We start from the raw sequence: 22333 nt of genomic DNA on the forward strand, positions 1-22333 counted from the left end.
CTGTAAATTTACTAAAAACAATACTTACAAAGGGCAAACGAATATTATTCACAAAAAAAACCTCCAGATTTCTGAAGGTTTTAAGTTTTATTTTTTTACTGATTCTTTTTTCCAGTTGGCTTTAAACTGACAGCTATCGTACCGTCCGTCTATGGAAATGAAAGTAGTAGGTAATTTAGAGTTAACAAACTTTTCCACCATTTCATTTTTCTTTTTATTAAGAGCCATCTGCTTTATCCTGTCGTAATCGGTTTCCAGTGTAATCTGGTGAGCAGGAATTACATCTTCTATTTTAATGATCTTAACCACTTTTCTTCTGTTATCATCATCTTCAAAGGCAGTGGTCATATCACCTTTATTTAATCCTGCCAATTCATAAGTAATGGCTCCCGGAATACTTTCTCTTTCTATTTTGTCTGATCCATCCGCACCGGGAATAATCCCTGCATTGAACTTAGTTCTTTTATCGTCAGAAAATTTGAAGGCCGCATCTTTAAAGGTTATTTTGCCTTCCTGTATTAATCCGCGGATACTATCAAGCTTGGCTTTGGCTGTTTTTATTTCGTCGTCCGTAGGGGTCGCTTTTAAGAGGATATGTCTTGCATCATACATTTTCCCTGATTTTTTTACCAGCTGGATGATGTGGTATCCGAATTCTGATTCTACGGGATCTGATATATCTCCTTCCTGAAGGTTCAGTGCTGCTGCTTCGAATGGTTTTACCATCTGCCCTTTAACGATATTCTTATACAATCCTCCATTGGCTGCCGAACCTTCATCTTCCGAATAGATTCTTGCCTGGCTTTCAAAGCTTTCTCCTCCTTTAATATCTTCTTTTATCTTTTTTAATCTATTGATCAGCTCTTCTTTATGGGCTTCCGTCAATTTCGGGTACATCATTATCTGAGCCAGGGATATTTCGTCTTTCACCTCCGGCAGCTGCATTTTGTACAGGTTATAGAAATCCGTTACTTCATTAGGAGTAACGTCTGCTTTTTCCGTAACTCTCTGATATTTTGATTGTCCGTAATAAGAATCCGTATCTATTTTTTCAATAGCATTCTTCATCTCGTAAGCATTTCTGAATTTATAAGCCGCCAACATCGTTTTTTCATCAGGAAACTGGGAAAGAAGCTGGGTATACTTTGCATTCGCCTGCTCTTTGATGGCAGCAGAACGATTTTCAATCATCGTATCTTTTTTTGCTTCATAAACGAGAAGTTTATTGTTGATCAAATTTTCCAGAAACTCACATTTATCCGTATTGGAAGCTCCCTGCTGTTTGGCATAATTCATCTGCTCAGCCACATCGGACTCCAACACGATTTCATCACCAATTACCGCTGCAATTCCATCTACTAACTGCCCCGGCTGTAACTGTGCCTTGGCATTTATAGAAAACATCATCATGAATACTCCCAGAAGAAAAGTGATTCTTATTCTATTTATCATTTCAATATTTTAAACAAGTTGCAAATTTAGAATTCTTCACGAATTACACTCAATTTTTTATTATAAATATTTCTTAAAAAGCTATATTTACTGTAGTTCGACATCAAAAGTCGTGAGTTCTTTAAATTGTCGCAATCTGCTGAACATATCAGATTCCGTCACTTCCTGAATTCTTTCTGTTCCGAATTTTTCCACGGTAAATGAGGCCATTGCCGATCCCACTATTAATGCGGACTTCATCGTTTCAAAATCAAATTTTCCTTTCTTCGCCAAATAGGCTGCAAAACCTCCTGCAAAGGTATCTCCCGCTCCTGTAGGATCGAAGACATCTTCTAACGGAAGGGCCGGAATGGCAAATACTTTGTTGTCATGGAAAAGCAAAGCGCCGTGTTCCCCTTTTTTGATAATAACAAATTCAGGTCCCATAGTATGGATCTTTTTGGCCGCTTTTACTAAAGAGTATTCACCGGAAAGCTGTCTTGCTTCTTCATCATTAATGGTAATAACATCTGTTTTGGCAATCATATCCATTAAAGTATCCCAAGCACTGTCCATCCAGAAATTCATCGTATCTAAGATGACAAGCTTAGGTCTTTTATTCATTTTTTCCAGTACGGATAGCTGAACTCCCGGGTGTAGGTTTCCTAATAATAAAATTTCGGAGTCCTGCATGGAATCAGGAATTTTAGGATCAAAATTCTCGAGAACATTTACTTCTGTAACGAGGGTATCTCTACTATTGAGATCATTATGGTATTTCCCGGACCAGAAAAATGTTTTCCCGTCTTTTACTATTTCTATTCCTTCTATATTTACCTTTCTATCCGTCAGCATATCCAGATATTCCTGTGGAAAATCTCCCCCCACAACAGAAACAATTCCTGATTCTACTCCCAAAATGGAAGAAGTTATTCCAATAAAAGTGGCTGCACCTCCTAATATTTTATCTGTTTTACCAAACGGGGTTTCAATTGCATCAAATGCAACACTTCCTACAACTAAAAGTTTCATGTATTTTTCAATGTATTTTTAAAATTATTATTTCTTCCATTCAAAGGTATCAAGCAGATGTTTCATATCTTTTTTGATATAGTCTACTGCCGGAGCCAGGGAATCGGGTTTTGGTCTTGTATTAAAATATAAATAGGCAGTTACAAAATGTCTTGAACTGTCTGTAATGTAAAATTGAAGGTTGGAAGCGCTCTGCCCTTTAAGCTCATAGAAGTTTCCATAGACTTTTTTATCGGGATATTCAAAAGATTTGGTATCTATTGAACTGGCTTTAATGGTATGTTCATACACCATTTTCTCCGCTTCTTTAATATGATCGGCAAAATCATTTTTTATGGGATAATAGGTAATGAAAACTTTAGCTTTCATAGTGGGATAATTCAGATAATACCAGCAGGGACGTTTTGCATCCGTTATTTTGGCAAAATCCGAATATTCAAAGCCATATGCACAATTGGGATCAAATTTTTGATAGTGAGGGGCAGGATATTCCAGACGCAGCTCTCCGTAAGGCTTTGGAATAGGATCTTTTCCACATGATATCAATACTATTGATACAAAAATAAAAATGGCTCTTTTTATCATTTTGCAAAAATACAAATTAGATTTTAGATTTCAGAAGACAAATTTCAGTCTTTCAATGTGTTTTGAATATAGTTTTCGAGGGGTTTGGGAAAGGATTTTTCATGTGATTCTTTAAGGTCGGTAACCAAATAAGAGGTCTGTTTCTGAAAACTTTCCCATATTTCTGAAGAGTCGATATCGATGTCGAAAATATTGATGGTCAGGTTTTTATGGGTCAGCTTGTGATAAACCGTCTTCTCTCCCCTGTTGAATTTTTCCATTTCCCTTGGAATGGAGGTTGGAAATTCAAATAATTTTTTCCAGATAAAATCATCTTTTCTTTGCTGAATAAGAAACTGATTGTTATAATGAACAAAATAATAGGTGAGGTGGAGATCTGAAGTTTTAACTTTTTTAGTTTTTACCGGAAATTCCGAAGTTTTATTCAAAGAAAATGCAAGACAGCTCCCGTTGAGAGGGCATTCTTCACAAAGGGGATTTTTAGGTTTACAAATTTCCGATCCCAGATCCATCATAGCCTGGTTAAAATCTCCTACGTTGTCAGGCATTACCAGTTTTGCAAGCTCGGAGAAATAGTTGAAGGCTCTGGAATTGGAAATATCAAAGTCGTCTGCAAAAACACGGCTCAACACTCGGTAAAAGTTTCCGTCCACGGCTGGAATCTTTCCATTGAAACAAATACTCGAGACCGCTGCTGCGGTATATTTCCCGACTCCTTTCAGCTGTAAAATTTCTTCATATTGTGAAGGAAAAACACCTTGATAATCATTCATAATCTGCCGGGCAGCTTTATGTATATTGATTGCTCTTGAATAATATCCAAGTCCTTTCCAATAAAGTAACACCTCATCTTCCGAAGCGTTAGCCAGGGTTTTAACGTCCGGAAATCTTTTGATGAAATTATTATAGTGGTTAAGCCCCTGATTAATTCTGGTCTGCTGGAAAACTATTTCACAGATCCATATTTTATAAGGGTCTTTTGTTTGCCGGAAAGGCAGATCCCGGGAGTTTTCCCCGTACCATTTCAAAAGTGTATTGCCTAAATGTAGAAAATCGGATTTTCTATTTACTGTTTCCAAGAAGCTTTAAATTTCAGAGTTTTTTCCGGGAGCAAAGATAGGGTTATTATTTTTTTCCGCTATCCACAGGAGATAAGGGATAGACCGGAGCGTTCTTTAACCACTGATATTTAAGGTTTTTCTGACTGGCAATAAAACGGTAACCTTTAAGCTTTTGTAAAAAAACATACAGCGAATCGTGAGACGTGCTGTTTATTTTTAAACGCTGTGTAGAGAGGATTTCCAATGGAAAGCTGATAATAGAATCTTTTTCGGATTTCAAAATCAGGCTGGAATCAATTTTATAAATAAAAATAGAATTTCCTCTTCCGGCAGAGCTATCAACGAGCTTTATATCTGCTGTAGCCAAGACGACTTCACTCTGATCGTAAGCTTCATCTTCACTCATTACATATGCCTGGTTTTCCTTGTTTTCATTTTTAAAAAGGTCTACTTTATATTCATCCGGACGCTGGTATTTTTTTTCACAGCCGGAAAGGATAAGTATACCGGAAAGCATTAATATTGAATATATTAATTGGGTTTTCATCGTATAAACAGTTATTATAAGTATTAACAGAAAAACCGATGTTAAATTGCATCGGTTTTTATAATATAAGCTAGTTGATAATTACTCCTGAGTGTATTCTGCATCCCATTCGTTACCATCGTCTCCTTTGTGACCGTCCAGTTTAATAACAAAACTTTTGGTAGGGAAATAAGGTGTTAAACGGATGTCCAGCCATACACGGTCTTTATTTACCTTATCTTGTTCAAAACGTACAATTTTGAATTTTTCGATAAGTTTATCCGGTCCTTTGATTCCATCAAGGAATGCCACAATCTGCTTTCTCAGATCATCTTCATTTTTTGCACTCCAGTTTTCAAAGGCTCTTCTGTTTAGGAAATCCAGTAATACTTTAGTTACATAATCAAATACCCGGACTACGGAATAGGTCTGAAGCCCGATATTATCTCCTGTAAATAAAGTTTTGGCGGAGAACGCCATAATTTTACCGTATTCGTTCACCATAGGAACCAATCCCATTTTTTCCAACTGAGAAATTTCACTTTTCTTCAATTCGAATTTTACGGCATCCACTTCGTTGATATTTCCGTGTTTCTTACCTGCAGCTACCTGAGACATTAAGGTTTTATGGATTTTTCCGGCTAGTGAGGTTGAAGGTGGTAATTCCACATTTTCCTCCTCTCCTACTTCTTCCGCTTTTCCACGACCTACCAGCCAGTTACAGGTCATGATTACATTACTTCTGTGTAATTCACCTCCTGTAAGGTTTGCCGAATGGAAAAGATCCACGACATCATCCGGTTTGTCAAGGTTAGCGAAATCCGTAATCATCATTACTTTATTCTCATTACAGATCTTCGCCCATTTTTCCACCACTTTGTTGGATCCCAGATATCCCGGAATGGCAAGCAGTGAATAGTTATCTCTAAGGTCAAGACGATCGTAATATTGTTTAAACTCTTCTGCAATAGCGTCAATGAAAAGTGGGTTATCGAGATCTGAAACCTGATCTAAGCTGGCGTTTACGATACTTACGTTATCTACTTTATCCAGCTCCGCATTTTTATAAAACTGTGCAACTGTTCTGTAGGCAGTTTCCAGCTGACGAACCTCATCGAGTGTATTCTTAAGGTTTTTCTTTAGATTTTCTTCTGCCTGATTTGCTTTACTTTTGCATGTATCAGCCATTTTTTCAGCAGAATCATTACTTTCCAGAAGTTTAACCCAGAGGTTTATTTTTTGAAGCAATTCTTTTCTTTCTTCTGATTTGTTACTATCATTAAGAAAGATTTCCTTTCTTGCTTTTCTCGTGGGGTTCATGTTGGCGATACCATCTACAACAGATTCTACGAATCCGAAACCACCTAGTTTATTGAGTTCTGCCAACGGGTTTCCCTTGGGTTGTCCTCCATGTTGCTGCTGTCCTTGTTGTTGGTTTTCAGCTGCCTGTAATTTACTATCCATGATTAAGTAAAGTCTTTAAATTATTTTTCAAGTTCTTGTGCCACTTCTTTTAATACTTCTACGAAAGCAGCTCTAGTCTGCTCGTTCTCCAGCATACTACGCAGAATTTTGTTAGTCTTCAGCTGACGGACAATTTTGTTGTACTGCTCCTGCTCCACGCTAAGCTGCTGAAGATAATCTGATTTCTGAGTAAGATTTTTGGGAGTGAAATCGGCAAGATTCTGAAAACGGAATTCCTCTTCCACTACGGTACCATCTTCCGTTTCGTGCTGTACGTTCACAGAAGGCTGGAAATGTTTGAAGACGTCATCCACCGTTTTTAAACCTGTTACAATTTCAGGAGTATAAGGTTCATCTGTTGTAAGCTGGCTTACAATAAGTGATTTATTTTCCTGAATTTCCTGAATAGCTTCATTAGCGTCTACTTTTACCTCGTTTCCGCCAACACCATAATTAAACATTGCCATATTATTATTTTTTTGAGATTTTGGTTTTTGGTTGGAATGCCCATTATGTTTCTTCGACGAATCGAAGATCTGGCCAATCCAATGTTTAAAATTAAAAAAAAACTGTAACATACAAAATTTTGTCAAGATTTTTCTTGAATAATTTATCTTTATCATCCATAATGTTAAAATGATGAAGATTTAAAATTCACTAATCTATGAAAAATAAATAAAAAAAGCGCATCTTTTTTGATGCACTTTTATCTTCTCACAATTATTGTAATCTACTACCAGATTTTTATTCTTTCTTCAGGAGATTTATACATTTTATCTCCCGGTTTTATATCGAATGCTTTAATGAAAGCGTCCTGATTAACTAATGGCCCGAAAGCTCTGAAATACCCCGGAGAGTGAGGATCTGTTTTTACCTGATTGATCATGTACTGATCGGTAGATTTGGTTCTCCAAACTGTTGCCCAGCTCATAAAAAATCTCTGATCCTGAGTAAATCCGCTTATCAGTCCCGGATCTCCATGGTCTTTAAGATACATTTGTAAGGCATCATAAGCAACTGCAACTCCTCCTAAGTCTCCAATATTTTCTCCACTGGTAAATTTACCATTTACAAAGCTTCCTTTTACCGGCTCATAGGCGTTATACTGTGCGGCTAGCTGTGCTACTTTTGCATCAAAGTTTTTACGGTCTCCGTCCGTCCACCAATTGTTCAGGTTTCCGTCTCCGTCAAATCTTGATCCGCTGTCATCAAATCCGTGAGAAATTTCGTGTCCGATAACGGCACCTATTCCTCCGAAGTTCACTGCTGCATCGGCTTTAGGGTTATAGAACGGTGGTTGTAAGATCGCTGCCGGGAAAACGATTTCATTATTGGAACCGCTGTAATAGGCATTAACTGTTTGCGGAGTCATACCCCATTCGGTCTTATCTACCGGTTTTCCTACTTTATCCAAACTTCTCTGATATTGCCATGCCGATACATTCTGTAAGTTGGAATACAGCGTGGCCCCCTGAGTAGGAGCTTCCACTTTCAATTTGGAATAATCTTTCCATTTGTCCGGGTAAGCAATTTTCACGGTAAATTTGGAAAGCTTTTCCTGAGCTTTTACTTTGGTAGCCGGTGACATCCAATCGATCTCATTGATATGAGTCTTGAATGATTTCAACAGATAGTCGATGTATGTTTCCATCTGGTTTTTAGCTTCCGGTGTAAAGTATTTTTCTACATACAGTTTTCCGAAGGCCTCACCCAAAACTCCATTCACAAGGGATAATCCTCTTTTGTCCATGCTGCGCTGCTCTTTCTGGCCCTGCAGATATTTTGAATAGAAATCAAAACGGATCTGATCCAAGCCTTCATCGAGGTTACTCGCATTTCCGTTGATCAGGTGATATTTCAAATAGTCTTTTAGCAGCGGAAGGTTTTTCTGGGTGATGAAATTATCCATATTCTGATAATATTTCAGTTCTCCCACAATTACCTTGTCTGTGTTGACTCCTGCATCTTTAAGGTATTGAGCCAGATTTACATTTTTTACCAGACCTGAAAGTTCAGATACGTTTTTAGGGTTATATCTAAGGTTGGCATCTCTGTTCTGCTCTAAAGTTAAAAGGTAATTGGCCAATTGCTTTTCAAAAGCAACAACATTTTTAGAAGCCTGCGCAGAGTTTTTATATCCTAAAACGTTAAATAGCTTACCTACGTAAGCCGTATATTCTTCCAATGTCTTTGTATTGGCCTCATTTACTTTTTGGTAGTAGTCTCTTCCTAATCCCAAATCCGGCCCGCCAAGATACACCGCATTCATTTTGGAGTTTTTCATATCTGCTCCTACTCTCCAGCCATAAAAGGAGTTATCGCCAAGCTTAGTGGCTTCCAGCAGATATTTCTGAAGGTCATTGAGGTTTTTGATGGCATCAATTTTGGCCAGGTCAGCTTTTATAGGGGCAATTCCATCTGCATTTCTTTTACTTACATCCATAAATGATGCGTATAAATTCTGAATTTTCTGCCCTTCTGAACCTTCTGTATATTTTTCAGACAAAATTTTATTTAAGATATCTAAAGAAGCATCATCCACATTTTCTCTGAGGGCATTGAACGATCCCCAGCTTGCTTTATCGGATGGGATCTGGGTTGTTTTTACCCAATTTCCGTTTACATAGCTAAAAAAATCATCCTGTGGACGTACACTTTTATCCATATAGGACAGATTGATTCCTTCTTCTTTTATTTCTTCTTTGGGCTGAGCAGCTATAGTAACCTCAGGTTCTGTTTTAGCTGTTGTTTCTGCTGTCTTTTTGGTGGTTCCACACGAATTTAAAAATACGATTCCTGAAAGGGCAAGTATTCCAATGTTTAGCTTTTTCATTAAGAGATAATTTTGATTTTACACAAACTTATCAAATATACGAATTTATGCCTAACACCTGTTCAAATTTATGAATGCGTCTATATAATAAAAAAAATCACCCTTAGCGGGTGATTTCATTTTATTTCTTACCAGATTTTAATTCTTTCTTCCGGTTTTTTATAAAGCTTATCTCCTGATTTCACATCGAATGCTTTATAGAATGCATCCACGTTGGTCAATGGTCCGAAGCTTCGGAAATATCCCGGAGAATGCGGATCCGTTTTTACCTGGTTTACCATGTATTTTTCACTGGATAATGTTCTCCACACAGTTGCCCAGCTAAGGAAAAATCTTTGATCCTGTGTAAATCCACTGATCAATCCCGGATTTCCTTTGTCTTTTAAATACATCTGTAATGCATCATAGGCGATATTCACTCCTCCAAGGTCAGCAATATTTTCACCATTGGTAAAGGTTCCGTTTACAAAAGTTCCTTTTACCGGCTCATATTTGTCATATTGTGCTGCCAATGCTTTAGTTGCTTTCTCAAAGTTAGCCTTATCTTCCGGAGTCCACCAGTCTACGAGGTTACCATCTGCATCAAACTGAGCTCCTGAATCATCAAATCCGTGACTCATTTCGTGCCCGATCACCGCTCCGATTCCTCCAAAGTTTACTGCTGCATCCGCTTGCGGATTAAAGAAAGGAGGCTGAAGTATAGCCGCAGGGAATACGATTTCGTTATTTACAGGATTATAGTAGGCGTTTACCGTTTGCGGAGTCATTCCCCATTCGGTTTTATCTACCGGTTTTCCTATTTTATCCAAATCTTTCTGATACTGCCATTCTGTAATATTCTGAAGATTTTTATATAAGGTACCTCCTTTGGATTCAGGAATGATGGTTAATTTGGAATAGTCTTTCCATTTATCCGGATATGCCACCTTCACTGTAAATTTATTCAGCTTATTAAGTGCTTTTTCTTTGGTAACGGAAGACATCCATGTTAAGCCATTGATGTGCTGGGCAAAGCTTTTCTTTAAATAATCGATCAGCTCCACCATCTGAGCCTTAGCTTCTGCCGGGAAATATTTCTCCACGTATAATTTTCCAAAAGCTTCTCCCAATGTTCCGTTGATCAGCTCATATCCTCTTTTATTAAGGGCTCTCTGCTCCTGTTGACCTCTAAGGTATTTGCCATAGAAAGCAAATTTCATATCTCCTAATTTTTCACTTAGGTAGGAAGCACTTCCGTTGATCATATGAAATTTAAGGTAATCTTTAATGACAGGTAAGTTTTGTGTGTTTACCAGCTTATCGAAGTTTTTGTAATAATTAATTTCCCCTACGATTACTTTATCCGTATTCACGCCTACTTTTTTAAGATAAGCCGGAAGATCTACATTTTTTACTAATCCGGAAAGTTCCGTCATTGTCTGCGGATTGTACTGTAAGGTAGCATCACGAATCTGCTCATTGGTCAGATAGTTCTGAGCAATACTTTTTTCGTAATTAACGATATTTTTAGCAGTTTCATCTGCGTTTTTGTAGCCTAATTCTTTCAGCATGGAAGCTACGTACTTCTGGTATTCTGCCAGAGTTTCCGTATTTTTATCATTTACTTTCTGATAATAATCCCTTCCTAATCCGAGGGATGCCTCTCCCAGATAAACGGCATTCATTTTAGAATCTTTAAGATCTGCATCTACTCCCCAACCATAGAAAGTATTTTCACCTTCTTTTGTTACTGAAGTCAGGTAGTTTTGTAAATCTTTAAGATTTTTGATCGCATCAATTTTACTGATATTGGATTGAATAGGTTTGATACCATCTGCATTTCTTTTCTGCATGTTCATATAGGTAGCATACAGATCCTGAATTTTTTTGCCTTCGCTTCCATCCGCAAATTTCTCTTTCAAAAGAGAGTTTAAAATCGTCATGGAATTGTTATCCGTATCTTCAGCAAGCTTATTAAAGCTTCCCCAAGTTGGCTTATCGGATGGAATTTTAGCCGTTTTCATCCATGTTCCGTTCACAAAGTTGTAGAAATCATCCTGAGGACGTACTGATTTATCCATCAAGCTGATATCTATCCCTTTATCTGTTGTATTCATCACTGATTGAGTTGAAGTAGCCTGAGCGTTCACCATAGTTTGTGAACAAGCTCCCGCCAATAAAAATAAAGAAAATGTCAATTTTTTCATTGTAATAACAATTTATACAATATGTATGTTTTTTTTCTGATTCGTTACTAAAAATTTTTAAGAAGCCATCCGGTTATTTTCAATTTTTGATGAGTAAGCTTATCAAATCCTGTAAAATTTTCTGGGAAACAAAATTCATGAAGTCCAGTCTTTCCAAATGAGGCAGATAGAGTTTGAATGTCTCTTCCTGTTCATTAATTCGTATGGTATAAAAAACCGTACCCACGGCTTTACCGTCTTCGCCTTTTCCCGGTCCTGCCACTCCGGTCGTAGATAAGGAAATATCGGTATCAAATAATTGCTGACATCCTTTTGCCATTTCCCGGGCTACCTCTTCACTTACCACCGTATACTGATCTACCGTAGCCTGTGAAACTTTGAGTATTTCCACTTTTTTCTCCGTAGCATAGGCTACAATTCCTCCCATAAAGTATTTGGAACTTCCGGAATGGGAAGTAATCATCTTGGCCAGTTCTCCGCCTGTACAGCTTTCCGCAGTGGATATCGTTAATTTTTTTTCTCCCAGCAGCTCACCCAGAATTTTTTCTATTTTATCTTCCGAGGTTGCTATAATTTGATCTCCTACTATAGGGAGTAACTTCTGGATTTCCCCTTCCATCTGATCCTTTAAAACATTTTCATCTTCTCCGGTGGCTGTAAGCCTGAGCTTTACGCGGTTTCCAATCGGAAGATAAGATAAGCTGATATGCTCCGGTAAGGCAAGCTCCCAGTCTTCAATCATATCTGCAAGAATACTTTCGGGAATTCCCACTACCGAAACAATTCTCGTATGGATGTAATCCAGCCTGAACTTATCTTTTAAATAAGGTATGATCTGCTCTTTTATCAAAGGCTTTACTTCATAGGGAACTCCTGGAAGACTGAAACACAGCTTTCCTTCCCATTCCATCATCATACAGGGTGCAGTGCCATAATAATTTTGAAATATCAGGGATTTCGAAGGCAAGTAGGCCTGCTCTTTATTTCTTTCGAGTAATTCGGATCTGCCTCTTTTTTCCAGATAGTTTTTAAGATGTTCCAAAGTCACTTCATTCAGAACAATTTCATCATGAAAGAATTCGGCAAGCGCTTTTTTGGTTTTGTCATCCCGGGTAGGTCCCAGCCCTCCCGTCATAATAACCACTTCTCCGATTTCAAAGGCGGTCTTTAAAGTGTCTTTAATAATTTCAGCTTCATCCGAAATGGTAAAAATCCGGGCAACCTGTATCCCTATATTTTTTAATTCGATGGCAACAAAATTGGAATTGGTGTCTATTGTATTTCCTGAAAGGATCTCATCTCCAATAGTAATAAGAACTGCTTTTTGCATATCTAAATTTATGAAAAAAATCTTTTACAAATGAAGTAAAAAATTATATCTGAAACAAAAATATTTTATTATATGTTTTGAATGCACCACTGAAAAACATTGAGCTTTAATGCATAAAAAACAGGCAAATTTTTTGCCTGTTTTTTATTTGTTATGTTCAACCCAAATCAACTGATCTGTATTATATCCTATTTTCTTCGCTTTTTCAAGAAATCTTTGTTTGATACTTTCAGGAATATCAGGTGTACGGGATAAGATCCATAAGTATTTAAGACTGTTTCCCGCTACCAATGCGTATTGATAATTTTCATCAATATCGATTACATTATATCCGGACCAGATAGGTTTAAAAAAAGAAACTTTAAGACGGGCTTCGGTTTTATCTTTTACAAACCGGGCTTCTCCTATAGATTCTTTCCATTCTTTTTTTACATAGTCATAACCTTTATTATCGACACGGATGCTTCCATTAGGATTTAAAGAATAAGTAGCGGTAACGTTATTCATGTTTTTTTCGAATTTATAATCAAAACGGGCTATTTCGTACCACGTTCCCAGGTATTTTTCCGAATTAAAATTTGTAACTGCCGTAGCTCCTTTCGGAATTCCTACCGAACATGAATTGAAAAGCAATATCCCGAGAACTCCCAGCGAAACAGGAATAACAATCTTTTGAAGATTTTTCATAATAATATAAGTTTGTGGTTATTCCTAAAACCGTCAAAAATAATGCCTAGGGTCTGTTAACAAAAGATAAATCTAAGAAAAGAGGTTTAAAAAACGTTCTTTAAAGTTTCCTGATACTTCAATTTCAGTATCATCCAGTAAAGTAGCGGTTCCGCTTTTGTGGTAGGATTTTACAAAGTCTGTATTGATAATGTGGGAGCGGTGTACCCTTACAAAAGGGGCATCCAGCAAGTCATCAAAATGTTTCAAAAATCGGCAAACCATTTTTCTGGAAGTGTCTTTCAGGTATACCTGGGTAAAATTACCATCTGCCTGTAACCTTATGATATCTTCTATTTTTACAACATCGAAACCCTGTAAGGTTGGTAAAATAAGCTGTTGCTTTTCGGGTTTCAGCCTGAGATTTTCCAACAGAATCTTATTTCTGTTCAGCGCATCTTTCTGCTCTATATTTTCAGCCACTTTATTCACGGCTACAATAAGCTCCTGAATATCAATAGGCTTTAAAATATAATAACTGGCGGATTTATTAAGGGCCTGTAAAGAGTACTGGGAAAAAGCCGTTATGAAAATCGTTTCGTAGGAACAGTCCCTGGTAGCTTCTAATACATCAAAGGCATTTCCAAAAGGCATTTCCACATCCAGGAAGACCAGCTGGGGCTGCGAGGTCTGAATTAAAGGAACAGCCTGTTTAATATTTTCCGCTTCTCCCAGAATTTCTACCTGCGGACAGTATTTGGTAAGATAATTTCTCAAAACCTCTCTGGCAATTACTTCATCGTCTACAATCACTGCTGTTATCTTCATCTTTCAGGATTATTTAAGGTTAAGATCAATTTTGATTATGATAATTACTCCTTTTCCCTCCGGTTTATCCGTAAGAGAATAGGTAATTTCCTTTTTATATAAATCATTAAGAAGTTTAATACGCTCCAGTGTGTTTTTCATTCCTCTGCCTCCCCGGGCTTTTTGATGTTCGGTTTTCTGCTTCCTGCTTTCTTCTATTCCAATTCCGTTATCTTCAATGGTTACTTTTAAATATTGCTGCTCTTTTTCAAAGCTTAATTTCAGAAATCCTTTTTCCGACCTGTATCTGAGACCATGCCAAATAGCATTTTCCAGAAAAGGCTGAATGAGCATACCCGGAATCTGAAGGTTGGAGATCATAAGGCTCTCATCCACTTCCACTTCATAATCAAATTTATCTGTAAAACGGGTTTTTTCCAGTGCAAGGTAGTTATGAAGCATATCCAATTCCTGCTGTAAAGGGATGAAATCTTCTGTTGAATTTTCCATAACTCCTCTCATCAGCTTGGAAAAACGGGTAAGGTACTGATTGGCTTCCAGCTCATTATTGCTGGCTATAAACTGATTGACGCTATTTAAGCTGTTAAAGATAAAATGGGGGTTCATTTCTCTCCTCAATGACTGCAGGGCAATTTTCTTATTTTTAATCTGAACCCTTCTTAATGTCCAGATGATGAAACCTATCAGAAGCAGTAGTATAATCAACACCGCTATTAGTCCATAGTTAAAAGTATTTTTTCTTTGGATGAGCTGATCTTTAAGTTCTTTTTCTTTTTCTAGCTGAACAATTCTCTGTTCGGTATCTGCGAGTATTTTATTATCGACCAGGCTCCGGTCTTTTGAAATAAGGTCCGGCAGCTTTCCTAAAAAATCCCTGTATAATTTTACAGATTCATCTGTCTTACCGGAAATTCCATATAAACTGTCCAGTTTTTTTACGGCTTTCTGTGCTTCCAGCGTATATCCTTTTTCAATAGCTATACCATAGGCATTGGCTAATAAGTTGACCGCTTCTTTCGGATCTTCTTTTTTGATATAAATATCCGCAAGCTGCTGTATCTGCTCTACTTTTTTTTCGGAGTCCTCTTTCAGGAAATCTTCTTTTAAGACTTTTTTCTTGGCTTCTATCGCTTTGTCAAATTTTTTATTTTCTACGTAGAGATCCGTAAGTTTATTATTGATTTCCAAAGCCTGCTGAGGAGTTTCTTTTTTAGAAATACGATAGGCATTATTAAGGTTTTCCTCTGCTTTAGGTATATCTTTTTGCTGAATATTGATATCCGCCAGCTGGCTGTAGTTTTCCGCCAGACCTGCATTTTCCTTCTCTACCAGGTTAAGCTGCATATTATTTTGTATCGCTTCTGCTTTTACGGTCTGGGATGATGATTTCAGCCTTTCTACGTCATTGGTATTCATGGCACGGCCTTCCGAGGAATAGCTGACTTTTGCAGCCTGACCATAATTGGTAATAGCTGGGAGAATTTTATTTTGTTTTTCCTGAGCCTGCGCCAGTTTCCGAGTAACCTGCTCCAGTTTTTTCTTATTATTCTCCTGTTTATAGATATTTTTTGCTTTCTGAAAGTATTCTTCACTTTTTACATAATTCCCGTCCTTAAAAAAAGATTCTCCTATTTTAAAATACGATTCAGCCTGAGCGGCTTCATCATTACTATCCAAAGCTTTCTCCAATTTTTTACTCTGAGCCTGTACTTCTTCCATGACTGTTTGTGCGGATCCCCAGTTTCCCACAAAGAACAGCATATACAATATCAAAAGCCGGAATATTTTCATAAAACAAAGATATACATATATATAGTTCTTTTAAAACTATTCACCAAGTGAAAACAGGCTTTCACCAAGTGGTCTCCATTCCGGTGTTAATTACGGGTAATTTTACACTAAGAACTCTAAATAATAAGCTATGAAAAATTATTTCTTACTACTGATACTGTTATGTTTTTTTCCTTTAAAAGCACAGGAAATCAAAAAAGAAATCACGGTGAAGCAGGCTACTGTTTTCCTTCGGGGAGCAAAGGTATACGGAAGTACAAATGTCAATCTGCAGAAGGGAAGAAATATGATACGGATCACTAATCTTCCTAATGATCTGGACGAAAACACCTACAAAATCAATCTTGAAAAAAACACCACCCTTCTTTCCATTACTCCACAAAGAAATTTTCTAAAGAACGACGAACTATCGGAAGGGGAGAAAAAACTGGATGATGAAAGATTGAAATTACAGAGGGAGGTTAATCTTATTAATATCCAGATTAAAAACCTGAACGGAGAACAGAGCCTTATTAATAATAACTTAAAGCTTTCCACCAGCGACAAATTTTCTCCCCAGGAACAACTTATCAAACTCACAGAGTTTTACAGGAAGAGAATGCTTGAAATTGACAATCAGCTATTTTCACTGAATGAACAGAAAACGGTTTTCGATCAGAGCATTGCTAAAATCAATAAACAGTTCAGTGAAGAGCAGACTCATAAAAACAAGAATAAAAAAGAACTTCTCCTGGAAATCCTTGCTGAACAGGAAATGAACCTGAACTTAGGGGTAAGCTATATTGTCAATAATGCCGGGTGGGTTCCTTCTTATGATCTAAGGGCGGAGTCCGTTAAGAAACCTCTTGAAATCGTTTATAAAGGGAAAATATATCAGAAAACCGGCCAGGACTGGAATAATATCAAATTATTCGTTTCTACTTACCGGCCATCTTATAATCAGAACAGACCTATATTGAGTCCTTTATATGTTGCTGAGTATACTCCCTATGATTCCCAAAAGACGCTGGAAAGATATGAAATGAAAAAAGTTGCTGAAATATCCAATGCCTATCAACTTCGTGAGGGAGTTTCGGAGGTAAGCCAGATTCCGGAGGCTACCGTCTCAGACAATCAGATGAATGTAATGTATGAGTTAAAATACAATCAAAGCATCATCAGCCAGGAAAAAGAACAATATGTAATTCTGGATAAAAAAGAAGTGAATGCCACGTATAAATACCATACCGTTCCTAAACTTAATAATCAGGTATTCTTAATGGCATTTGTAAAAAACTGGCAAACTCTTAACCTGATCTCCGGAGAAGCCCAAATTTATTTTGAAGATAATTATATCGGAAAAACGAATATTACCAGTAATTACCTAAAAGATGAGTTCCCTATCTCCCTGGGAGCAGATGAAAGAATTACGGTAAAAAGAATCAAAATGGAAGATAAAACGGCTCAAAAATCCCTCAACTCCAATAAATGGGAAACTGAAAGTTATCAGATCAATGTACGAAATAACACGAAAGTAAGTATTGAACTTGAAATCCTTGACCAGCTTCCTATCAGCGAAAATTCTAAAATTTCAGTAAAAGCACTGGAAACCGGTGACGGACAATGGGATGAAAAAACAGGCAGCATCCTTTGGAACAGAAAAATTGATGCAGGAAATACGGCTAAAATCAACTTTTCATATGAAGTAAAATATCCAAAAGACCTGCAGATCCGGTACTATAACCGTTAAAATTAAAACGCCACTTCAGGAAGAAGTGGCGTTTTATTATCTACCTTCCAAATTTAAAATATCTTGAAAGCGGATGTTTTTTATTTTTCATGAAATTGGAAGCCATTTCCATTCCTATCACAGAGAAAGTAATACCATTCCCCCCAAAGCCAAGAACAAAGTAAGAGTTCCTGAATTTTTTATGCTCCCCGATATAAGGCAGTCCGTCCTTTGTTTCTCCAAAAGTTCCGGCCCATACAAAATCGGTGTAAAATTGATAGTCAGGTTTTATTTTTTTTAATATTCCTAAAATTTCTTTTTCTTTCTGATTGAGCAGGAGGTCTCTTTTTTCAGGATTGGAAAAATCTTCATCTCCTCCACCTATCAACAACCTTTCGTCATCGGTAGTTCTCATATACATATAGGGTTTATCGGTATTCCAGACCAATGTTTTATCTATATTCTTAAATTTATCTTTATCAATTTCGGAAACAAGGGCGTAAGTGCTTTTCAGATTGACAAAATTTTCTTTAATGAGATTCTTACTTTCATATCCGATGCAATAAATGATTTTTTTGGCTTTAATCTTCGGTCCGTTGGTGGTTAAAACAAGATTATATCCTCTATGATACTCTACTTTTTTCATTTCTGTTTTATCATATATTTCCAAGCCTTTTTCCCTGTTGAACCTCAACAGCTCATGGGTCAGCCTAAAAGCATCAATACTTGCTCCCTGCCTGGATAATATTCCTCCGAAAGTATTTTGAAATCCAAATTTTTCCTGAATTTTTTCAGAGGAAAGCCATTTAACGTCAAAGCCATTTTGTTTTCTGGTTTCATATTCTTCCTTCAACCATTCTTTGTCTTTTTTATTAGCTGCATAATACAGGGACTGCTTTTTTACAAATCCGGTTTTTGATTTTATCTGCTTCACGAGACCTGCAAGCGTATCAATGGAATCCGAACAGGCTTTGTAACTTTTAACGGCTCCTTTCTCTCCTATTTTTTTTATAAGCTCAAAGAGAGAAACATCTATTTCGTATTGAAGCATAGAGGTAGTTGCTGATGTACTTCCGTTGGCTACTTCTCTTTTATCGATGAGTATTGTTTTATAGCCGTCCTTTACCATTTGGTGGGCTATTAAACTTCCTGTAATTCCTCCTCCGATAACCAAAACATCACATTCCTTATCGGACTTTAAAGAAGGGTAAGAGCTGATTAACCCATCCTTAATCAGCCAAAAGGGTTCATTTGATTTTAGATCCATATTTATATTTTACACTACACTAATTTAATGATATTTATAATATTTTTAACGATTTCATACCTGCCAATGGTTTAATTCTTGTAGACTGATTTTAAATCAAACCACTAAAATATAGATTATGATAACAATTATTCCGGAGGCGCCACAGAATGTAGCCGCCTTCAATGCTACGGGAGAAGTGACCAAAGAAGATTTTGAAAACCTTGTTTTTCCTCGTGTCAAGGAAAAAGTCGACCAGTTCGATGAGCTTAATTATTTATTGTACCTGGATACTGACCTCAACAATTTCACTACAGGAGCATGGTGGCAGGATGCTTTATTAGGTTTAAAAAATCTTACGAAATGGAACCGCACCGCTATTGTAACAGACAATGACGGGGTTCAGAACTTCACTGATATTTTTAGTGTATTAATGCCGGGAGAATTTAAATCTTTCCCTAAAGAAAATCTTTATAACGCGCTTTATTGGTGCCAGAACGGCAACGAAATTGAAGCTTAAATTTATAAAAGAGAAGTTTGACTTCTCTTTTTTTTGTTTTTTTTAAGCCAGTAAACGTTTTGAGAGATTTCTCACTTCGTTCGAAAATGACAAGTTACTTATAGTTCTCCTATTTTTTTATAATGGGAAATCCCAAACCAATAGGAAAGTAAACATTGAAAACAAAAGACTGCCATTAGACAGTCTTACTTTTTTATTGGATCACAAGGATATTATTTTTCTGTATCTATCATCACACGTTTATCATTTTTTCCCCCGAATAAATATAAATACCGGAAACAGATCAGCAGACCTATGGAAACCATTCCTACTCCTACCAGCGAAGGATAATTGTAAGACAATCCGTATTCGAGAGGGATTCCTCCTAATAGGGCTCCCAATGCATTCGCTATATTAAAGGCTGCCTGCATAAATGCGGCTCCCATCATTTCACTATTTGGAGCAGCTTTCATCATCATAATATTGATCGGTGATGATACTGCCATGGATAAAGCTCCGCAAACGAAGGTCAATATCAAGGCTATTGTCTGGTATTCGGAAAGGAAAAATACTCCCGTTAAGGCCAGCATCATTAAAAAAAGCAGAACCGGACTGGTTTTCTCAGCTCCGAATTTATCGGTAACAAATCCTCCCAACAGATTCCCTACTACCATTCCCCCTCCTGCAAGCACCATTACATAGGCCATCTGGCTGCTTTTGATTCCTGCCATATCAGTCATCAAAGGTGTAATATAGCTAAACCAGGTGAAGAGTCCTCCGAAACCGATAGCAGTAATCATTAAAATTAACCATGACTGCTTGTTTTTAAGAAACTTCAGTTCTTCGAGGAAGTGGCTGTCCTCTTTTTTAGGCAGATCGGGAAGCCATAATTTAAGGAATAACAAAGCCAATAAACCTATAACTGCCACGATCACAAAATACCATTTCCAGTGGAAAGTATGTCCTATATAAGTTACCAGCGGTACCATAGCAAGGTTGGCCACCGTAAGTCCCGTAAACATTAATGATATGTATAATGCTTTTTTACCCAGTCCTGCCATCCGGGCAGCGACTACCGTACCTACCCCAAAGAAAGCTCCATGAGGTAATCCGGACATAAACCTGATGATAAGCATCATGGTATAATCGGAGGCTACAGCTGATAATCCGTTAAACAATGTAAAAAGAATCATCAAGGCTATTAAGACTTTTTTCGGAGGAAATTTAACCGAATAGCCGATCAGTAAAGGAGCTCCAATTACCACACCTAATGCGTACGCTGAAATTAAGTGTCCCGCTTCCGGAATGCTGACCTGCAGGGACCGTGCGATATCCGGCAAAAGTCCCATAATAGTAAATTCAGTAGTTCCTATACCTAAACCGCCTATGGCCAGAGGTATTATTCTTTTATCAATCATCCCAAATTCGGTTTTCGAAAAGAAATTATTAAACAGCTATTTTATAAATTAGATTTCTCTCACTTCCTCCTGGGAAATGAAATAGTATTAAAAGATATCCAACCGGATTATTTAGTGAATATGCTTTTCAGCATGGTAGGAGCTTCTTACTAAAGGTGAGCTTTCCACATGTCTGAATCCTAAGCTTCTTGCAAAGTCTCCGAGTTCTTCAAATTCTTCAGGGCTGATGAACCTTTTTACAGGCAAATGTTTTTTTGTCGGCTGTAAGTATTGTCCCAGCGTAATTACGTCTACATCTGCATTACGGATATCTTCAATGGTCTGGAAAACCTCATCTTTGGTTTCTCCCAACCCCAGCATTACTCCTGTTTTTGTTCTTCTCTGTCCTGCTTCTTTCAGGTATCTTAAAACTTCAAGGCTTCTTTCGTATTTAGCCTGGATTCTTACTTCTCTTGTTAAACGTTTCACCGTCTCCATATTATGAGAAATAACTTCGGGAGCTACTTCCACCAATCGGTCAAGGTGTTTTGTAATTCCCTGGAAATCGGGAATAAGTGTTTCCATAGTAGTTCCGGGAGAAATTCTTCTTACGGCATTTACTGTCTCCGCCCAAAGAATAGATCCCATATCTTTCAGGTCATCACGGTCTACCGAGGTAAGAACCGCATGTTTGATTTTCATTAATTTGATGGAACGGGCTACTTTTTCAGGCTCATCCCAGTTTACGTCTAACGGTTTGCCTGTTTTTACACCACAAAATCCACAGCTTCTGGTACATATATTTCCCAAAATCATAAATGTTGCAGTACCTTCTCCCCAGCATTCACCCATATTCGGGCAGCTTCCACTCTGGCAAATCGTATTTAATTTATATTTATCAACCAATGTGCGGAGCTCTCTGTAATTTTTTCCTGTAGGAAGTTTTACACGGATCCATTTTGGTTTTTGAACGGTAGTATCTTGAGTTGAATTTTCCATTTCTAAAATTGAGATTCAAAGTTAAGGAATTTTTCATGGAAACCATCTACCGGAAAAATTGATGGAAGTGATAATTAAAAATTACGGAATCATCAGCAATAGAGAATTATAATTATTCTTCATCAAACTCCCTGTTTTTCAACAGTTCAGCCAAAACTTTTTTAGCCCGCATTACCCTTACTTTGGTATTGGCAACGGAAATTCCCAACTCCTCGGCTATTTCCTTAATACTTTTCTCTTCAAAAAACCGGAGCCTGATGATATCCTGGTAATTGGCATCCAAAGATTCTATTGCCTTAACAATTTTCTTATGTTCTTCATCGGAGATCATAAGTTCTTCGGGAGATTTTGCAAACTGGTTTTTTACACTTTCCAGGTTTTCTGTGACATCCGTATCCTGGTTTTCGCGGCTCCTTTTACGCCAGAAATCAATGACCGTATTCTGAGCAATGGTGAGAACCCAGGTTTTAAACTGAAAATGCGGGTCATACATATCCAGTTTCGATAATACTTTTGAGAAAACATTTACGGTAATCTCATCAGCATCGTTCTCGTCTCTTACCTTTTTCATAACAAAGGAAAAAACATCCACCCAAAACACATTAATCAATCTGGTCTGGGCTTTCTGATCTTTTTCTTTAGCCTTCTGGATAAGTAAAAATAGTTGCTCGTCATTCATTATAAACAAATATATTAAAAATAAACCTACAAAAACCATGCATTATTACTGCTGTTTTCATGACGAATAATC

General features: G+C 37.2%; 19 protein-coding genes. 2 read left to right on the forward strand and 17 right to left on the reverse strand.

The window, feature by feature from the left end:
- Positions 1–87 precede the first annotated feature (87 nt).
- The 13 genes from ABJ974_RS11460 to ABJ974_RS11520 all read right to left on the reverse strand — a co-directional run bounded on the left by ABJ974_RS11460 (position 88) and on the right by ABJ974_RS11520 (position 15733).
- A complete protein-coding gene (locus ABJ974_RS11460; protein ID WP_419868384.1) occupies positions 88–1452 on the reverse strand; it encodes a peptidylprolyl isomerase in 1365 nt (454 codons plus the stop codon).
- Positions 1453–1539: 87 nt separating this feature from the next.
- Entirely contained in the window at positions 1540–2463 is a 924-nt protein-coding gene (locus ABJ974_RS11465; protein WP_419868385.1) for a PfkB family carbohydrate kinase, read from the reverse strand.
- A gap of 27 nt (positions 2464–2490) precedes the next feature.
- On the reverse strand, positions 2491–3048 hold the full coding sequence (gene gldD / locus ABJ974_RS11470; RefSeq protein ID WP_419868386.1) for a gliding motility lipoprotein GldD: 558 nt from the start codon (positions 3046–3048) through the stop codon (positions 2491–2493).
- A 44-nt stretch (positions 3049–3092) separates the two neighbouring features.
- A complete protein-coding gene (mutY, locus tag ABJ974_RS11475; protein WP_419868387.1) occupies positions 3093–4127 on the reverse strand; it encodes an A/G-specific adenine glycosylase in 1035 nt (344 codons plus the stop codon).
- Between the two features lie 46 nt (positions 4128–4173).
- Positions 4174–4656 (reverse strand): hypothetical protein, encoded by a 483-nt coding sequence (locus ABJ974_RS11480; protein ID WP_419868388.1) that lies wholly within the window; start codon positions 4654–4656, stop codon positions 4174–4176.
- Between the two features lie 81 nt (positions 4657–4737).
- On the reverse strand, positions 4738–6099 hold the full coding sequence (locus ABJ974_RS11485) for a DUF5458 family protein (RefSeq protein WP_419868389.1): 1362 nt from the start codon (positions 6097–6099) through the stop codon (positions 4738–4740).
- Positions 6100–6119: 20 nt separating this feature from the next.
- Positions 6120–6566, reverse strand: a complete 447-nt coding sequence (locus tag ABJ974_RS11490; protein ID WP_419868390.1) for a type VI secretion system contractile sheath small subunit — start codon at positions 6564–6566, stop codon at positions 6120–6122.
- A 266-nt stretch (positions 6567–6832) separates the two neighbouring features.
- The gene (locus ABJ974_RS11495) at positions 6833–8932 is read right to left on the reverse strand and encodes a M13 family metallopeptidase (RefSeq protein WP_419868391.1); all 2100 of its coding nucleotides are present in this window, start codon (positions 8930–8932) and stop codon (positions 6833–6835) included.
- Positions 8933–9060: 128 nt separating this feature from the next.
- Entirely contained in the window at positions 9061–11118 is a 2058-nt protein-coding gene (locus ABJ974_RS11500; protein ID WP_419868392.1) for a M13 family metallopeptidase, read from the reverse strand.
- 79 nt (positions 11119–11197) lie between these two features.
- Positions 11198–12448: a CinA family nicotinamide mononucleotide deamidase-related protein gene (locus tag ABJ974_RS11505; RefSeq protein WP_419868393.1), complete on the reverse strand. Its 1251-nt coding sequence runs from the start codon at positions 12446–12448 to the stop codon at positions 11198–11200.
- Between the two features lie 144 nt (positions 12449–12592).
- Positions 12593–13135 carry a lipocalin family protein gene (locus ABJ974_RS11510; protein WP_419868394.1) on the reverse strand — a complete coding sequence of 181 codons (543 nt, stop codon included), beginning with the start codon at positions 13133–13135 and terminating at the stop codon, positions 12593–12595.
- 72 nt (positions 13136–13207) lie between these two features.
- Positions 13208–13942 carry a LytR/AlgR family response regulator transcription factor gene (locus tag ABJ974_RS11515; RefSeq protein WP_419868395.1) on the reverse strand — a complete coding sequence of 245 codons (735 nt, stop codon included), beginning with the start codon at positions 13940–13942 and terminating at the stop codon, positions 13208–13210.
- 9 nt (positions 13943–13951) lie between these two features.
- Entirely contained in the window at positions 13952–15733 is a 1782-nt protein-coding gene (locus ABJ974_RS11520; protein ID WP_419868396.1) for a tetratricopeptide repeat-containing sensor histidine kinase, read from the reverse strand.
- A 130-nt stretch (positions 15734–15863) separates the two neighbouring features.
- On the opposite strand from ABJ974_RS11520, the gene ABJ974_RS11525 reads away from it, so the two are divergent.
- Positions 15864–17462, forward strand: coding sequence for a DUF4139 domain-containing protein (locus ABJ974_RS11525; protein WP_419868397.1), 1599 nt, complete (start codon positions 15864–15866; stop codon positions 17460–17462).
- A 40-nt stretch (positions 17463–17502) separates the two neighbouring features.
- On the opposite strand, the gene ABJ974_RS11530 is transcribed toward ABJ974_RS11525, so the two are convergent.
- Entirely contained in the window at positions 17503–18708 is a 1206-nt protein-coding gene (locus ABJ974_RS11530) for an NAD(P)/FAD-dependent oxidoreductase (protein WP_419868398.1), read from the reverse strand.
- 118 nt (positions 18709–18826) lie between these two features.
- Here ABJ974_RS11530 and ABJ974_RS11535 point away from each other — a divergent pair, with 118 nt between their 5' ends.
- Positions 18827–19207 (forward strand): SpoIIAA family protein, encoded by a 381-nt coding sequence (locus ABJ974_RS11535; RefSeq protein WP_419868399.1) that lies wholly within the window; start codon positions 18827–18829, stop codon positions 19205–19207.
- Positions 19208–19419: 212 nt separating this feature from the next.
- Here ABJ974_RS11535 and ABJ974_RS11540 read toward each other — a convergent pair whose 3' ends face one another.
- The 3 genes from ABJ974_RS11540 to ABJ974_RS11550 form a co-directional block, all read right to left on the reverse strand.
- The gene (locus tag ABJ974_RS11540; protein WP_419868400.1) at positions 19420–20604 is read right to left on the reverse strand and encodes an MFS transporter; all 1185 of its coding nucleotides are present in this window, start codon (positions 20602–20604) and stop codon (positions 19420–19422) included.
- A 111-nt stretch (positions 20605–20715) separates the two neighbouring features.
- Positions 20716–21582 (reverse strand): lipoyl synthase, encoded by an 867-nt coding sequence (gene lipA, locus ABJ974_RS11545; protein ID WP_419868401.1) that lies wholly within the window; start codon positions 21580–21582, stop codon positions 20716–20718.
- Positions 21583–21694: 112 nt separating this feature from the next.
- Complete coding sequence (locus tag ABJ974_RS11550; RefSeq protein ID WP_419868402.1) at positions 21695–22261, reverse strand: RNA polymerase sigma factor; 567 nt, start codon at positions 22259–22261, stop codon at positions 21695–21697.
- Positions 22262–22333 lie beyond the last annotated feature (72 nt).

This window comes from Chryseobacterium sp. CT-SW4, assembly GCF_048572715.1.
Classification (GTDB): domain Bacteria; phylum Bacteroidota; class Bacteroidia; order Flavobacteriales; family Weeksellaceae; genus Chryseobacterium.

Coding starts and splice junctions, on each gene's coding strand:
- gldD (WP_419868386.1), bottom strand. CDS start 3,048: ATGATAAAAAGAGCCATTTTTATTTTTGTATCAATAGTATTGATATCA.
- ABJ974_RS11480 (WP_419868388.1), bottom strand. CDS start 4,656: ATGAAAACCCAATTAATATATTCAATATTAATGCTTTCCGGTATACTT.
- ABJ974_RS11495 (WP_419868391.1), bottom strand. CDS start 8,932: ATGAAAAAGCTAAACATTGGAATACTTGCCCTTTCAGGAATCGTATTT.
- ABJ974_RS11535 (WP_419868399.1), top strand. CDS start 18,827: ATGATAACAATTATTCCGGAGGCGCCACAGAATGTAGCCGCCTTCAAT.
- ABJ974_RS11500 (WP_419868392.1), bottom strand. CDS start 11,118: ATGAAAAAATTGACATTTTCTTTATTTTTATTGGCGGGAGCTTGTTCA.
- ABJ974_RS11460 (WP_419868384.1), bottom strand. CDS start 1,452: ATGATAAATAGAATAAGAATCACTTTTCTTCTGGGAGTATTCATGATG.
- ABJ974_RS11525 (WP_419868397.1), top strand. CDS start 15,864: ATGAAAAATTATTTCTTACTACTGATACTGTTATGTTTTTTTCCTTTA.
- ABJ974_RS11510 (WP_419868394.1), bottom strand. CDS start 13,135: ATGAAAAATCTTCAAAAGATTGTTATTCCTGTTTCGCTGGGAGTTCTC.
- ABJ974_RS11515 (WP_419868395.1), bottom strand. CDS start 13,942: ATGAAGATAACAGCAGTGATTGTAGACGATGAAGTAATTGCCAGAGAG.
- ABJ974_RS11520 (WP_419868396.1), bottom strand. CDS start 15,733: ATGAAAATATTCCGGCTTTTGATATTGTATATGCTGTTCTTTGTGGGA.
- ABJ974_RS11550 (WP_419868402.1), bottom strand. CDS start 22,261: ATGAATGACGAGCAACTATTTTTACTTATCCAGAAGGCTAAAGAAAAA.
- ABJ974_RS11490 (WP_419868390.1), bottom strand. CDS start 6,566: ATGGCAATGTTTAATTATGGTGTTGGCGGAAACGAGGTAAAAGTAGAC.
- ABJ974_RS11465 (WP_419868385.1), bottom strand. CDS start 2,463: ATGAAACTTTTAGTTGTAGGAAGTGTTGCATTTGATGCAATTGAAACC.
- ABJ974_RS11540 (WP_419868400.1), bottom strand. CDS start 20,604: ATGATTGATAAAAGAATAATACCTCTGGCCATAGGCGGTTTAGGTATA.
- ABJ974_RS11505 (WP_419868393.1), bottom strand. CDS start 12,448: ATGCAAAAAGCAGTTCTTATTACTATTGGAGATGAGATCCTTTCAGGA.
- ABJ974_RS11530 (WP_419868398.1), bottom strand. CDS start 18,708: ATGGATCTAAAATCAAATGAACCCTTTTGGCTGATTAAGGATGGGTTA.
- lipA (WP_419868401.1), bottom strand. CDS start 21,582: ATGGAAAATTCAACTCAAGATACTACCGTTCAAAAACCAAAATGGATC.
- ABJ974_RS11485 (WP_419868389.1), bottom strand. CDS start 6,099: ATGGATAGTAAATTACAGGCAGCTGAAAACCAACAACAAGGACAGCAG.